This is a genomic window from Klebsiella sp. CN_Kp066 (genome assembly GCF_040065135.1).
GTDB lineage: Bacteria > Pseudomonadota > Gammaproteobacteria > Enterobacterales > Enterobacteriaceae > Klebsiella > Klebsiella oxytoca.
On sequence record NZ_JBEAIU010000028.1, the window covers coordinates 1 to 13421 of the forward strand.

Sequence of the window (13421 nt, forward strand, 5' to 3'; positions counted from 1 at the left end):
TCGGTTCGTAGCCGAGTACTCTATCCAGCTGAGCTACGGATGCATCGGGAAACTTACTTTACTGCAGATTTTGATACTGCTGCTAAAGCTGTATCAAGTAAGATGGTGCATCCGGGAGGATGACTTGCCTTGCGGCTCGCCCTTCGGGCCGTTGCTAAAGCAACGTTATCCCCCCTGGTGCTTGCGGCTAATACCGCCACCTCATCCACACCTTCATTGCTGAGGGTATGGAGAATATGGTGCATCCGGGAGGATTCGAACCTCCGACCGCTCGGTTCGTAGCCGAGTACTCTATCCAGCTGAGCTACGGATGCAAAATGGCGGTGAGGCGGGGATTCGAACCCCGGATGCAGCTTTTGACCGCATACTCCCTTAGCAGGGGAGCGCCTTCAGCCTCTCGGCCACCTCACCACACGCCTCTTACGAGTGCTTCGAAGAACTTGTTTCTGCTCTTCGTCGCTGCGATGGCGCACATATTACTTTCTGGTACTTATAAGTCAAACCTTTTTTCGAGACCTTTTTTTCGTTTGCACACTTCCCGCGCAATTAGCCTGTGAAAACGTCAAAAAGAGTATTTTATCAACAAGAAATTGCTGATTTTGCTGCTGCTAACGCAAAAGATAACGGGAGCGGAAGCCGCGTAAACGACAAAAAAGAGAGGCTGTCGGAGAAGAAAAGTGGAAAAAACGAACCTGGGAGGGATGCGCCTCACCAAACAGCGAGGCGCGAAAACCTTAGTAACTGGACTGCTGGGATTTTTCAGCCTGGATACGCTGGTAGATCTCTTCACGATGCACAGAGACTTCTTTAGGGGCATTTACGCCAATACGAACCTGGTTACCCTTCACCCCTAAAACTGTCACAGTGACCTCATCTCCAATCATGAGGGTCTCACCAACTCGACGAGTCAGAATCAGCATTCTTTGCTCCTTGAAAGATTAAAAGAGTCGGGTCTCTCGTATCCCGGCATTATCCATCATATAACGCCAAAAAGTAAGCGATGACAAACACCCTACGGTGTAAGCAGTCACGGCATCACATTCTGTTAAACCTAAGTTTAGCCGATATACACAACTTCAACCCGACTTTATCGTTATCAGTGCTTCTCGCGCAAGATGCTGTAGTCCGAGAACCACAGCATCTATGCGATTATAGTTATTACAGTTTTGCGCTTACCCAGCCTTTCACACTGGCCAACGCAGCAGGGAGAGCAGACGCATCGGTACCGCCGGCCTGCGCCATATCCGGACGACCGCCCCCTTTACCGCCCACCTGCTGGGCGACCATACCAACCAGTTCCCCTGCTTTCACGCGGTCTGTCACATCCTTAGACACACCCGCAATCAGAGAAACCTTACCTTCTGCGACCGTAGCTAACACAACAACCGTTGAACCCAGCTGATTTTTCAGATCGTCAACCATAGTACGCAGCATTTTCGGCTCAACGCCGGCCAGCTCGCTGACCAGCAGCTTAACGCCGTTAATCTCTTCGGCTTTGCTGGAGAGGTTTGCGCTCTCCTGCGCGGCAGCCTGCTCTTTCAGCTGCTGCAGCTCTTTTTCCAGCTGACGGCTACGCTCCAGCGCGGCGCGTACCTTCTCGCCGAGGCTGTGGGTATCCCCTTTCAGCAGCTGCGCAATATCGCCCAGCAGATCGCTTTGCGCATGCAGCAGCGCCATCGCGCCTTCGCCGGTGACCGCTTCGATACGGCGCACGCCTGCGGCGGTGCCAGACTCAGAAGTGATGCGGAACAGGCCGATATCACCGGTACGCGAGGCGTGAGTTCCGCCGCACAGCTCGGTGGAAAAATCGCCCATTCGCAGCACGCGAACGCGATCGTCATACTTCTCGCCAAACAGCGCCATTGCGCCTGATTCACGAGCAGCGTCAATATCCATGATATTGGTTTCGATTGGCAGGTTGCGACGGATTTGCGCGTTCACCAGATCTTCAACCGCGCGGATCTCTTCCGGCTTCATCGCCTCAAAATGCGAGAAGTCGAAGCGCAGCGCTTTGTCGTTGACCAGGGAGCCTTTCTGCGCAACGTGCGTACCGAGAACCTGACGCAGCGCCGCGTGCATCAGGTGCGTCGCGGAGTGGTTCAGACGGATACGCTGGCGGCGAGCCTGATCCACATCTGCCTGTACGGCGTCGCCGACCTTCAGCGAACCGCCATTCAGTTTACCAATATGACCAATTGCCTGACCGTATTTCTGTGTATCGCTGACCAGGAAGGAGAAACCGGCGCCCTTCAGCTCGCCTTTATCCCCCACCTGGCCGCCGGATTCAGCGTAGAACGGCGTCTGGTCGAGGATCACTACGGCTTCCTGACCGGCGTTCACCGCATTTACCGCTTTACCATCGATAAACAGGGCAGTCACTTTGCCGTTCAGTTCCAGGCTGTCATAGCCTTTAAACTCAGAGGCGCCGTCAACGCGGATCATCGCGTTGTAGTCCGCGCCAAAACCGCTGGATTCGCGCGCGCGACGGCGCTGCTCTTCCATTGCGGCTTCAAAGCCGGCTTCGTCAACCTTGATGTTGCGTTCGCGGCAAACGTCGGCGGTCAGGTCAACCGGGAAACCGTAAGTATCGTACAGGCGGAAAGCGGTTTCGCCGTCCAGCGTGTCGCCCTGTAGTTTAGCCAGCTCTTCATCCAGCAGCGCCAATCCGCGCTCGAGAGTACGGGCAAACTGCTCTTCTTCGGTTTTCAGCACCTGCTCAACCTGAGCCTGCTGCTGTTTCAGCTCTTCGCCGGCGGAGCCCATCACGTCAATCAGCGGGGCGACCAGTTTCCAGAAGAAGGTCTCCTTCGCACCCAGCATGTTGCCATGACGGATTGCGCGACGAATGATGCGGCGCAGCACGTAGCCGCGGTTTTCATTCGACGGGATAACGCCATCAGCAATCAGGAAAGCGCAGGAACGAATGTGGTCAGCGATAACGCGCAGGGACTTGTTAGAGAGATCGGTCGCGCCGGTGACGTCAGCCACGCTCTTAATCAGATCGCGGAACAGATCGATATCGTAGTTGGAGTTAACGTGCTGCAGTACGGCGGCAATACGTTCGAGGCCCATACCGGTATCCACGGACGGCTTAGGCAGCGGCTCCATTGTCCCGTCAGCCTGACGGTTGAACTGCATAAAGACGATATTCCAGATCTCAATATAGCGATCGCCGTCTTCTTCCGGCGTTCCCGGAGGGCCGCCCCAGATATGGTCGCCATGGTCGAAGAAGATTTCGGTGCATGGACCGCACGGCCCGGTGTCGCCCATCTGCCAGAAGTTATCGGAAGCAAAAGGCGCGCCTTTATTGTCGCCGATGCGAATAATACGCTCGCGCGGTACGCCAACTTCATTTGCCCAGATGTCGAACGCCTCGTCATCGGTTTCGTAGACGGTCACCCACAGTTTTTCTTTCGGCAGGGCGAACCAGTTCTCACCGGTCAGCAGTTCCCATGCGTATTTGATAGCGTCCTGTTTGAAGTAGTCGCCGAAGCTGAAGTTACCCAGCATTTCAAAGAAGGTGTGGTGACGCGCGGTGTAACCGACGTTTTCCAGATCGTTGTGCTTACCACCCGCACGAACGCAACGCTGCGCGGTGGTTGCGCGCGAATAATTACGTTTGTCGAGACCAAGGAAAACATCCTTGAACTGGTTCATCCCGGCGTTGGTAAACAGCAGGGTCGGGTCGTTATGCGGCACCAGGGAGCTGCTCGCAACTACCTGATGTCCTTTACTATGGAAAAAGTCGAGAAACGCCTGACGGATCTCAGCGGTGCTCTTGCTCATAATTATCCTGAAATCAAGCTAACGAAATGTCGCTGGCAGCCACTACCCAGTATCGACCGGCAGGCTACTCACGAAAATAAAGTGGGAATAAGATAAGTTTTCTTTACGGGGAAGTAAAATCCCGGATGGGTCAATCTGCAAAATTTCGCCAGATTTCCTGGATATCTTCCATCAGATAGCCGCGGTAGAGCAAAAAGCGCTGAATTTTGACTTTTTCTGCAAATACGGTGGGCAAGGGTTCGCCATATTTTCTCTGCGCCTGCTCTTTAGCAAGCTGTGCCCAGTCGATTTCGCAGTCACGCATGGCTGACTCTATCGTCTCGCGGGAAATCCCCTTCTGCTTTAGCTCCTGGCGGACGCGCGCCGGGCCGTATCCCTTGCGGCTGCGGCTGGCAATAAACTGGCTGACAAAGCGATCGTCGTCCAGATAGCGGTTCTCAATACACCATTCGACAACGTTATCGACCTCTTCCGGCGTTACGTTTAGCGCTTCAGGGCCGTTCTTGCTCATCACCGGCGCAGCCAGTTTGCGCCTGAGCTCCTGTTCGCTATGGTCGCGCATTGCCAGAATGCGAATCGCGCGATCCAGCAGACGGGCATAGTCAGAGCGGCGGGATGAAGTTTCAGTCACGGGCAACCTCGCTAATCAAAAAAGCAAAAGGGCCGCATAAGCGGCCCCTTGTTAGTCTGTTCAGACGATATCAGAAATCTTGTTCGGTTTCTGCTTCGCTGTTGCCATCAACCGCGAAGTCCGGCGTGGAGTCCTGATTGCTCAGCAGCAGTTCACGAACTTTCTTCTCGATCTCTTTTGCTGCAGCCGGGTTCTCTTTCAGCCAGGAGATCGCGTTCGCTTTACCCTGACCAATTTTATCGCCGTTGTAGCTGTACCAGGCGCCCGCTTTCTCAATCAGCTTCTCTTTCACGCCGAGATCGACCAGCTCACCGAAGAAGTTGATACCTTCGCCGTAGAGAATCTGGAATTCGGCCTGTTTAAACGGCGCGGCAATTTTGTTTTTCACCACTTTAACGCGGGTTTCGCTGCCGACAACGTTGTCACCCTCTTTCACCGCACCGATACGGCGGATATCCAGACGCACGGAGGCGTAGAATTTCAGCGCGTTACCACCGGTAGTGGTTTCCGGGTTACCGAACATGACGCCAATTTTCATACGAATCTGGTTGATAAAGATCAGCAGCGTGTTGGACTGCTTCAGGTTACCCGCCAGTTTACGCATCGCCTGGCTCATCATACGCGCCGCGAGGCCCATGTGAGAGTCGCCGATTTCACCTTCGATTTCCGCTTTCGGCGTCAGCGCCGCAACGGAGTCGACGACGATAACGTCTACCGCACCGGAACGCGCCAGCGCGTCACAGATTTCCAGAGCCTGCTCGCCGGTGTCCGGCTGGGAGCACAGCAGGTTGTCGATATCGACGCCCAGCTTGCGAGCATAAACCGGATCCAGCGCGTGTTCCGCATCGATAAACGCACAGGTTTTACCTTCACGCTGCGCGGCGGCGATAACCTGCAGCGTCAGCGTGGTTTTACCGGAAGATTCAGGCCCGTAAATCTCGACGATACGGCCCATCGGCAGGCCGCCTGCGCCCAGGGCGATATCCAGGGAAAGCGAGCCGGTGGAGATTGTTTCCACATCCATGGAGCGGTCTTCACCCAGGCGCATGATGGAGCCTTTACCGAATTGTTTTTCGATCTGGCCCAGTGCTGCCGCCAACGCTTTCTGTTTGTTTTCGTCGATAGCCATTATTACTCCTCTCATGCCGGGTGTAACCGGGTAGTCAATTCTGTTCTGTTGAAGCAATTATACTGTATAGTCATACAGTATCAAGTATTTTGTAGAAATTGTTGCCAGAGGAGATTTAGCGCATAGGCCGTGGCCTGGCGGCGCACCGCCTCCCGGTCTCCGGCAAAGCATTCGCGCTGGGTTACGCCCTGTCCGCTGGCGCTCGCCACGCCAAACCAGACGGTGCCCACCGGCTTTTCCGCGCTGCCGCCATCCGGCCCGGCAATGCCGCTGACCGAAATCGCGTAGTCCGCGCGAGCCGCGCGCAGGGCGCCAATCGCCATCTCCACGACCACCGGTTCGCTCACCGCGCCATGGTCAAGCAGCGTCGCTTCGCTGACGCCAATCATCTGCGACTTGGCTTCATTACTGTAAGTCACAAAACCGCGCTCAAACCACGCCGAGCTGCCGGCAATATCGGTCAGGGTTTTGGCGACCCAGCCGCCGGTGCAGGACTCCGCCGTGGTCACCGTCGCGCCGCGCGCTTTCAGCGCCTGCCCCACCTGCTCGCTCAGCTGCATTAATTCCGAATCTGTCATTCGTCGCCCCACGTAAGCTCTATAAACAGGCCATCAAAGATAGCACTTCCAGCGAAGATATGGGGACGGGGTGGCGAATTTACGAGGAGGCTTGCGAAAATCATCGCCCACGCTCTCGCAGCACTTTCGGATAGCAGCCTGATGTCACCGGTGTCACAATTCACCGCACATTAAAGGAAGAGTTAAATTCGAGGTTATCTGGAATGGCCAAAGCCCCCTTTACCGCAGAGCAGAGCCTGCAAAAAATCCGTCAGGTGCGCCTTTGCCTGTTCTTATGCGGCTTATTTTCACTGTTCACCGCGCTTCTGCATATTTTCACCCGCTCCTTCAATCCCCTGTGTGAAGGCGTGCAGCTCTTATTGGGCGTCGGCTGCGTGATCTATGGATTTACTTTAAGCAAAAGAATCAAGCAGATACTTACCGGGCAGCCCGGATAAAAACCGGCCCCCTGCGGGCCGGCAGAAACTATTGCATACTGGCCGCAATCAGCTCGACGTTGTGACGCAGCATTTTCACATAACTGTCAGCCACGCCGCCGGGTTTAGAGAGCGCTTCAGGATAGAGTTCACCGCCCGGCTGCGCGCCCGTTGCGCTGGCGATCTGCTTGACCAGCCTTGGGTCGAGCTGGTTTTCCATAAACCAGGTATGCACGCCGTCGGCTTTAATTTGTTGAATTAAAGCCGCTACCTGCGCCGCGCTGGCTTCACTCTCCGACGATAATCCCTGCGGCGCGAGGAAGGTCACACCATAGGCGCGGCCAAAATAGCCGAAAGCGTCATGGCTGGTGAGCACTTTGCGTTTCTCCAGCGCAATGGCGCTGAACTGGCTTTTTGCCCAGCGATCGATATCGTTGAGCTGGCTGATATAGCGCTGACCGGAAATCTCCAGCGCAGCCTTATCATCCGGGTCCGCTTTTACCAGGCCGTTAAGGATATTCTGCGCATACAGGGCGCCGTTGGCGGCGCTGTTCCACGCATGCGGATCGGTTACCGTTGCGCCATCTTCTTCAAGCGTGTGAGTTTTGACTCCGCGGGAAGCTACCACCAGCTCACCTTTGAAACCGGATGCCTTAATTAAGCGGTCCAGCCAGCCTTCCAGCCCCAGACCGTTGACCACCACGACATCCGCTTTACTCAGCAGCGCGCTATCTTTCGGCGAAGGCTCAAAGGTATGCGGATCGCCATCCGGCCCCACCAGCGTGTTGACATGCACGTGTTCGCCGCCAATCTGCTGCACCATATCGCCTAAAACGGAAAAACTACTCACGACATTCAGCGTTTTCGCCATCACCCCGTGCGATGCGAGCCCCAGCGCCAGCGCCAGCCATATCCCGGTACGTTGCTTCATTTTCCTTACCCCATTAATTTACGCCAGCCGACAACCAGCCGGCTGCGCGTGCCAAAAAATACCGATACAAAAAAGATGCCGCTGGCGGTCAGCACGATCGCGGGTCCGGCAGGCAAATTCGCCGCCCACGACAGGCTCAGCCCCATCCACGCGCAAAAACTGCCGATCGACGCCGCCAGCAGCAGAATGCCCGGCAGCGTTCGCGCCCAGCAGCGCGCCGCGACGGCAGGCAGCATCATGACGCCTACCGCCATCAGCGTGCCGAGAACCTGAAACCCGGCCACCAGGTTGAGCACCAGCAGGGCGAGAAACAGGCCGTGGAGCAGCGCCGGCAATCTTCGCGAGTTCACCTGAAGCCAGACGCTATCGAAGGCTTCACTGACCAGGCCGCGATAAAACAACGCGATGCAAATCAGGGTCAGGCTGGCAACGGCGGAGACAAACAGCGCCGAATCGCGGTCTACCGCCAGAATCGAGCCAAACAGCAGATGCAGCAGGTCGACGTTAGAACCGCGCAGCGAGACCAGCGTAACGCCCAGCGCCAGGGAGCCGAGATAAAACCCGGCGAAGCTGGCATCCTCTTTTAAAGGCGTGCGTCGGCTGACCCATCCCGCCACCAGCGCCACCGCAATGCCGGCAATAAAACCACCGACGGTCATCGCCAGCAGCGACATCCCGTTAAGCAGGTAGCCCGCCGCCACGCCGGGCAAAATCGCATGCGAGAGCGCATCGCCCATCAGGCTCATGCGACGTAAAAGTAAGAAAACGCCGAGCATCGTAGTGCTCAGGGAGAGCGCCAGGCACACCACCAGCGCGCGGCGCATAAAGCCAAACTCGATAAAGGGTTGAATAAAGGTGTGCCAGATCATGCCAGCCTCGCGGAGTGAAAGGCGGGCAGTACATCAGGCGTACAGCCCCAGCGGGCGTGCTGCGACGTTAGCAGCAGCGTTTCCGGGAAATAGTCGGCGACCCGTTGGTTATCGTGCAGCACCGCCAGAATCGTCTGTCCCTGCTGGTGCATTTCGAGGATCAGCGCCATCAGCTCACGACAGGTAGCTTCGTCGATGCCGGTAAACGGTTCGTCAAGCATTACCAGCGGCGCGCGTTGCACCATGACCCTTGCGAAGAGCATGCGCTGAAACTGGCCGCCGGAGAGCGCCTCAATCGGCGTTTTCGCCATCGTTAACAGTCCCACCCGCTCTAAGGATGCGACGATACGCTGACGCCCCTCTCCCCTAAGCCCGCGCAACAGCGATACCCGGGGCCAGGCCCCCTGGCTGACCACATCCTGCACCGTCAACGGAAACTGCGACTCCAGGGCATGACGCTGCGCCAGCCAGCCGATAACGGGTCGTTCACCGCACCAGTTCAGACGGCCGCTAACCGGTGGAATAAAGCCGGCCAGCGTCTTGAGCAGCGTCGACTTCCCACAGCCATTAAGGCCGACAATCGCCGTCATACTCCCCGTTGCAATCGTGCCGCTAAGGGACGGTGTGATCGCCAGCCCTTCATAGCCAGCCACCAGGTGGTCGAGCTTAATCATGGCAGGGATACCGCCCACCAGGTTGCCAGCCACAGCGCGGCCAGCACTACGCAGGCCATCGTCAGCCGGGCGATGCCTGAAGTCATCAATAAGGAAGTCAATGTTTACGCCCCAATAAAACGTTATAACATAACAATATTAAAAGAAGCGTAGATTGTAAATTGGCGTCAACAAAAGGAAATGCTGCAAAATGTTACAGACTCCTCTCCAGACGGAGAGGAGCGCAGAAGGCGGGATTACTGCATCCGGGCCTGAGAAACCGCCAGGCCCAGCTGCCAGACGGCCATCGCGTAATGGGTGCTGTGGTTATAGCGGGTGATAGTGTAGAAGTTCGGCAGGCCGTACCAGTACTGATAGCCGGTACCGACATCCAGACGCAGCAGGCTCGCCTGCTGATGGTTACCCAGCGGCTGGGTCGGGGTTAATCCTGCCGCCGCCAGCTGCGAGACGCTGTATTTAGTTTTAAACCCATTGTTCAGGCCTGGCGCCTGGCCCAGCGCCTGTACCGCGACCAGATCGCCGCTCACCCAACCGTGCTGCTTGAAGTAATTCGCCACGCTGCCGATGGCATCGACCGGATCCCACAGATTGATATGCCCGTCGCCGTTAAAGTCCACGGCATACTGCTTATAAGAAGAGGGCATAAACTGACCATAGCCCATTGCCCCGGCGAAGGAGCCTTTCAGATCGAGCGGGTCATCCTGTTCGCTGCGCGCCATCAGCAGGAACGTTTCCAGCTCGCCGGAGAAGTATTCGGCGCGGCGCGGATAGTTAAACGACAGCGTCGCCAGCGCATCGAGGATACGGGTCTTACCCATCACTCTGCCCCAGCGGGTCTCAACGCCAATAATCCCGACGATAATTTCCGGCGGCACGCCGTAAACCTGGTACGCGCGGTTGAGCGCATCCTGATACTGGTTCCAGAACGCCACGCCGTTCTGCACGTTATCCGGGGTAATAAACTGTTTTTTATAGCGCAGCCAGGCGCCGTTTGGCCCTGACGGCGGCAGCCCGGTCGGCGCCTGGCGGTCCATCAGACGCAGAACATAGTCCAGACGTTTAGCCTGCGAGAGGATCTCATGCAGCTGCTGTCGGTCAAAGCCGTGCTTGCTCACCATCTTGTCGATGAACTGCTCCGCCGCCGGGTTATTCGCGAAATCACCGCTCATCTGCATCACGTTATGCTGCGGCTCAAGTAAAAAACCGCCCGTGCCGCCCGCCATTTCCTTTTCCGCGGGGGTTTGAGGTTTGCTGCTGCAGGCAGCGAGAAGAACGCAAAGAGGGAGTAAAGCCAGATAACGACGCTTCAACATGGGACATCCATTCAACAAATCGGCAAGGGATAATTATGGTAAAGCATGCGCCCGCTCACAAGGAAGCGGCGACGATGTAAATTCTTTTTTCTTGCCGTTTTTGCTTATGCCTCGCCGGATCTTTCTTTCACTTCAGCTATAAACTTTCAAAATAAAATATTTATCTTTCATTTTGCGATCAGTTTAACACTTTTAAACCTTTTAAAATGATTAAAATTAGCCGCCAGTTAGCAAGAAAAATAACACGCTGAAGGAGAGAACAATGATTGAAGTCGTTACCCACGGCGCCGAGTGGTTTATCGGCCTGTTTCAGAAGGGAGGCGAGGTATTCACCGGAATGGTCACCGGGATCCTGCCTTTGCTGATCAGCCTGCTGGTGATCATGAATGCGCTTATCAACTTTATCGGTCAGCAGCGGATCGAAAAGCTGGCGCAGCGCTGCGCCGGTAATCCGATCTCGCGCTACCTGCTGCTGCCCTGCATCGGCACCTTCGTTTTCTGTAACCCGATGACCCTGAGCCTTGGGCGCTTTATGCCCGAGAAATACAAACCGAGCTACTACGCGGCGGCCTCCTACAGCTGCCACTCAATGAACGGCCTGTTTCCGCATATCAACCCCGGCGAACTGTTCGTCTATCTGGGGATCGCCAACGGGCTGACCACCCTCGGCCTGCCGTTAGGGCCGCTGGCGGTGAGCTATTTGCTGGTGGGTCTGGTGACGAACTTCTTCCGCGGCTGGGTAACCGATCTGACCACGTCGATTTTTGAGAAAAAAATGGCCATCCAGCTTGAGCAGAAAGTCCACCTGTCAGGAGCGACATCATGACCCGTATTCGCATTGAAAAAGGCACCGGCGGCTGGGGCGGACCGCTCGAACTGGACGCCGTTGCCGGTAAAAAAATTGTCTATATCACCGCGGGCACCCGTCCGGCGATCGTCGATAAAATTGCCCGCCTCACCGGCTGGCAGGCGGTCGATGGTTTCAAAGAGGGTGAGCCGCCGGAAGCGGAAATCGGCGTGGCGATTATCGACTGCGGCGGCACCCTGCGCTGCGGTATCTACCCGAAGCGCCGCATCCCGACCATTAATATTCACGCGACCGGCAAATCGGGTCCGCTGGCGCAGTATATCGTCGAAGATATTTACGTTTCCGGCGTCAAAGAAGAGAACATTTTCGTCCTGGAAGATGGCCCCTCCCCGGCCCCGCAGGCCGCGCCAGCCCAGCCGGCGGTCCGCGACTATGACACCAGCAAGAAAATCACCGAGCAGAGCGACGGCCTGCTGGCCAAAGTCGGCATGGGGATGGGTTCCGTCGTGGCGGTGCTGTTCCAGGCCGGGCGCGACACCATCGATACGGTGTTGAAAACCATTCTGCCGTTTATGGCCTTCGTCGCGGCGCTGATCGGCATCATCATGGCCTCCGGCATCGGCGATTGGGTAGCCCATGGCCTGGCGCCGCTCGCCAGCCATCCGCTGGGCCTCGTCACCCTGGCGCTGATCTGCTCTTTCCCGCTGCTGTCGCCGTTTCTCGGCCCCGGCGCGGTCATCGCCCAGGTTATCGGCGTGCTGATTGGCGTGCAGATTGGCCTCGGCAATATACCGCCGCATCTCGCCCTGCCCGCGCTGTTCGCCATCAACGCCCAGGCCGCCTGCGACTTTATCCCGGTTGGCCTGTCGCTGGCGGAAGCTCGCCAGGATACGGTGCGCGTTGGCGTACCGTCGGTTCTGGTGAGCCGCTTCCTGACCGGAGCGCCAACGGTGCTGATCGCCTGGTTCGTTTCCGGATTTATTTATCAATAAGAGGTGCCTGAAGATGACCGTGATTTACCAGACCACCATTACCCATATCGGCGCCAGCGCGACGATGGCGCTGGAGGAGCAGATGCTGATCACCTTCCGCGAAGGCGCCCCGGCCGATATCGAAGAGTACTGCTTTATTCACAATCACGGCGAGTTGTCCGGCAAGCTGGTGCCGGGCGCGGAGCTACAGCTTGGCGAGCTGCGCTACCCAGTCACCGCCGTCGGCGATGTCGCCGAGCAGAACCTGTGCGAGCTGGGCCATATCACGCTGCGCTTTGATGGTCACCGCGAAGCGGAATTCCCCGGGACCGTACACGTGGCTGGCCCGGTGCCGGAAGGCATCACCACCGGCTGCGTACTGAAATTTGTTGCTTAAGTTGTAAGGAGAAAATTATGAATCAGGTTGCTGTTGTCATCGGTGGGGGACAAACCTTAGGAGAGTTTTTGTGCCGCGGGCTTGCCGCAGAAGGCTATCGCGTGGCGGTAGTCGATATTCAGAGCGATAAAGCGACCCGCGTCGCCCAGGCCATCAACGCGGAGTATGGTGAAGGCACGGCGTGGGGCTTCGGCGCGGACGCCACCAGCGAAGCCAGCGTGGTCGCCCTTGCTCGCGGAGTGGATGAAATATTTTCCCGCGTCGATCTGCTGGTCTATAGCGCCGGGATCGCTAAAGCGGCGTTTATCAGCGACTTCGCGCTGGGGGATTTCGACCGTTCGCTGCAGGTGAATCTGGTGGGCTACTTCCTCTGCGCCCGCGAGTTTTCCCGCCTGATGATCCGCGACGGCATTAAAGGTCGCATCATCCAGATCAACTCTAAATCCGGCAAAGTGGGCAGCAAGCATAACTCCGGCTATAGCGCGGCGAAGTTCGGCGGCGTGGGGCTGACGCAGTCGCTGGCGCTGGACCTCGCGGAGTATGGGATTACCGTGCATTCTCTGATGCTGGGCAACCTGCTGAAGTCGCCGATGTTCCAGTCTCTGCTGCCGCAGTACGCCACCAAGCTGGGGATCCCCGAAGAGCAGGTCGAGCAGTATTACATCGATAAAGTCCCGCTAAAGCGCGGCTGCGATTACCAGGACGTACTTAACGTGCTGATGTTTTACGCCAGCCCGCAGGCTTCATACTGTACCGGGCAGTCCATCAACGTCACCGGCGGGCAGGTGATGTTTTAAAACGTTGCGCACTGTTTCCCCGGAGGCGATGCTGCGCATCTGTCCGGGCTACCGATTATGCGGCTGTCTGGTAGCCCGGACAGGCGCAACGCGCCGCCTCCGGGGAAATATCGCACACGCC

Annotated in this window: 14 protein-coding genes and 2 tRNA genes; 5 read left to right on the forward strand and 11 right to left on the reverse strand. The window is 56.9% G+C overall.

The features are described from left to right. Window positions 1–237: 237 nt before the first annotated feature. The 7 genes from ABLV75_RS09125 to pncC all read right to left on the reverse strand — a co-directional run bounded on the left by ABLV75_RS09125 (window position 238) and on the right by pncC (window position 6124). Window positions 238–314 (reverse strand) — tRNA-Arg (locus ABLV75_RS09125). Between the two features lie 4 nt (window positions 315–318). Further along, window positions 319–411 (reverse strand) — tRNA-Ser (locus tag ABLV75_RS09130). 323 nt (window positions 412–734) lie between these two features. Next, on the reverse strand, window positions 735–920 hold the full coding sequence (csrA, locus tag ABLV75_RS09135) for a carbon storage regulator CsrA (protein WP_000906486.1): 186 nt from the start codon (window positions 918–920) through the stop codon (window positions 735–737). 238 nt (window positions 921–1158) lie between these two features. Continuing rightward, window positions 1159–3786 carry an alanine--tRNA ligase gene (alaS, locus tag ABLV75_RS09140; RefSeq protein ID WP_004104805.1) on the reverse strand — a complete coding sequence of 876 codons (2628 nt, stop codon included), beginning with the start codon at window positions 3784–3786 and terminating at the stop codon, window positions 1159–1161. Between the two features lie 130 nt (window positions 3787–3916). Further along, a complete protein-coding gene (gene recX / locus ABLV75_RS09145) occupies window positions 3917–4417 on the reverse strand; it encodes a recombination regulator RecX (protein ID WP_004104807.1) in 501 nt (166 codons plus the stop codon). A gap of 70 nt (window positions 4418–4487) precedes the next feature. Further along, window positions 4488–5546: a recombinase RecA gene (recA, locus tag ABLV75_RS09150; protein ID WP_004104808.1), complete on the reverse strand. Its 1059-nt coding sequence runs from the start codon at window positions 5544–5546 to the stop codon at window positions 4488–4490. Between the two features lie 80 nt (window positions 5547–5626). After that, entirely contained in the window at window positions 5627–6124 is a 498-nt protein-coding gene (gene pncC, locus ABLV75_RS09155; protein WP_016809455.1) for a nicotinamide-nucleotide amidase, read from the reverse strand. A gap of 203 nt (window positions 6125–6327) precedes the next feature. On the opposite strand from pncC, the gene ABLV75_RS09160 reads away from it, so the two are divergent. Beyond that, complete coding sequence (locus tag ABLV75_RS09160) at window positions 6328–6561, forward strand: hypothetical protein (protein WP_004104812.1); 234 nt, start codon at window positions 6328–6330, stop codon at window positions 6559–6561. Between the two features lie 28 nt (window positions 6562–6589). On the opposite strand, the gene ABLV75_RS09165 is transcribed toward ABLV75_RS09160, so the two are convergent. The 4 genes from ABLV75_RS09165 to mltB form a co-directional block, all read right to left on the reverse strand. Beyond that, a complete protein-coding gene (locus ABLV75_RS09165) occupies window positions 6590–7471 on the reverse strand; it encodes a metal ABC transporter substrate-binding protein (protein WP_004104813.1) in 882 nt (293 codons plus the stop codon). Between the two features lie 5 nt (window positions 7472–7476). Further along, window positions 7477–8340 (reverse strand): metal ABC transporter permease, encoded by an 864-nt coding sequence (locus tag ABLV75_RS09170; RefSeq protein WP_004104814.1) that lies wholly within the window; start codon window positions 8338–8340, stop codon window positions 7477–7479. Next, window positions 8337–9047 (reverse strand): ATP-binding cassette domain-containing protein, encoded by a 711-nt coding sequence (locus ABLV75_RS09175; protein ID WP_017145509.1) that lies wholly within the window; start codon window positions 9045–9047, stop codon window positions 8337–8339. The genes ABLV75_RS09170 and ABLV75_RS09175 overlap by 4 nt, the downstream gene beginning before the upstream one ends. A 203-nt stretch (window positions 9048–9250) precedes the next feature. Next, on the reverse strand, window positions 9251–10327 hold the full coding sequence (gene mltB / locus ABLV75_RS09180) for a lytic murein transglycosylase B (RefSeq protein WP_004104816.1): 1077 nt from the start codon (window positions 10325–10327) through the stop codon (window positions 9251–9253). 262 nt (window positions 10328–10589) lie between these two features. Here mltB and srlA point away from each other — a divergent pair, with 262 nt between their 5' ends. From srlA to srlD, 4 genes are read left to right on the forward strand one after another with little or no spacing between them, the layout of a single operon-like run. Then, window positions 10590–11153 (forward strand): PTS glucitol/sorbitol transporter subunit IIC, encoded by a 564-nt coding sequence (gene srlA, locus ABLV75_RS09185; RefSeq protein ID WP_004104818.1) that lies wholly within the window; start codon window positions 10590–10592, stop codon window positions 11151–11153. Further along, the gene (locus ABLV75_RS09190; protein ID WP_004104819.1) at window positions 11150–12127 is read left to right on the forward strand and encodes a PTS glucitol/sorbitol transporter subunit IIB; all 978 of its coding nucleotides are present in this window, start codon (window positions 11150–11152) and stop codon (window positions 12125–12127) included. The genes srlA and ABLV75_RS09190 overlap by 4 nt, the downstream gene beginning before the upstream one ends. Before the next feature lie 13 nt (window positions 12128–12140). Further along, the gene (gene srlB / locus ABLV75_RS09195) at window positions 12141–12503 is read left to right on the forward strand and encodes a PTS glucitol/sorbitol transporter subunit IIA (protein ID WP_004104820.1); all 363 of its coding nucleotides are present in this window, start codon (window positions 12141–12143) and stop codon (window positions 12501–12503) included. Window positions 12504–12520: 17 nt separating this feature from the next. Next, window positions 12521–13300, forward strand: coding sequence for a sorbitol-6-phosphate dehydrogenase (gene srlD / locus ABLV75_RS09200; RefSeq protein ID WP_004104822.1), 780 nt, complete (start codon window positions 12521–12523; stop codon window positions 13298–13300). The last annotated feature ends 121 nt before the right edge of the window (window positions 13301–13421 follow it).

Excerpts from the sequence above, each read along its gene's own strand:
- srlD (WP_004104822.1), top strand. The coding sequence starts at position 12,521 with ATGAATCAGGTTGCTGTTGTCATCGGTGGGGGACAAACCTTAGGAGAG.
- pncC (WP_016809455.1), bottom strand. The coding sequence starts at position 6,124 with ATGACAGATTCGGAATTAATGCAGCTGAGCGAGCAGGTGGGGCAGGCG.
- ABLV75_RS09190 (WP_004104819.1), top strand. The coding sequence starts at position 11,150 with ATGACCCGTATTCGCATTGAAAAAGGCACCGGCGGCTGGGGCGGACCG.
- ABLV75_RS09160 (WP_004104812.1), top strand. The coding sequence starts at position 6,328 with ATGGCCAAAGCCCCCTTTACCGCAGAGCAGAGCCTGCAAAAAATCCGT.
- csrA (WP_000906486.1), bottom strand. The coding sequence starts at position 920 with ATGCTGATTCTGACTCGTCGAGTTGGTGAGACCCTCATGATTGGAGAT.
- recA (WP_004104808.1), bottom strand. The coding sequence starts at position 5,546 with ATGGCTATCGACGAAAACAAACAGAAAGCGTTGGCGGCAGCACTGGGC.
- srlA (WP_004104818.1), top strand. The coding sequence starts at position 10,590 with ATGATTGAAGTCGTTACCCACGGCGCCGAGTGGTTTATCGGCCTGTTT.
- ABLV75_RS09170 (WP_004104814.1), bottom strand. The coding sequence starts at position 8,340 with ATGATCTGGCACACCTTTATTCAACCCTTTATCGAGTTTGGCTTTATG.
- alaS (WP_004104805.1), bottom strand. The coding sequence starts at position 3,786 with ATGAGCAAGAGCACCGCTGAGATCCGTCAGGCGTTTCTCGACTTTTTC.
- srlB (WP_004104820.1), top strand. The coding sequence starts at position 12,141 with ATGACCGTGATTTACCAGACCACCATTACCCATATCGGCGCCAGCGCG.
- mltB (WP_004104816.1), bottom strand. The coding sequence starts at position 10,327 with ATGTTGAAGCGTCGTTATCTGGCTTTACTCCCTCTTTGCGTTCTTCTC.
- ABLV75_RS09165 (WP_004104813.1), bottom strand. The coding sequence starts at position 7,471 with ATGAAGCAACGTACCGGGATATGGCTGGCGCTGGCGCTGGGGCTCGCA.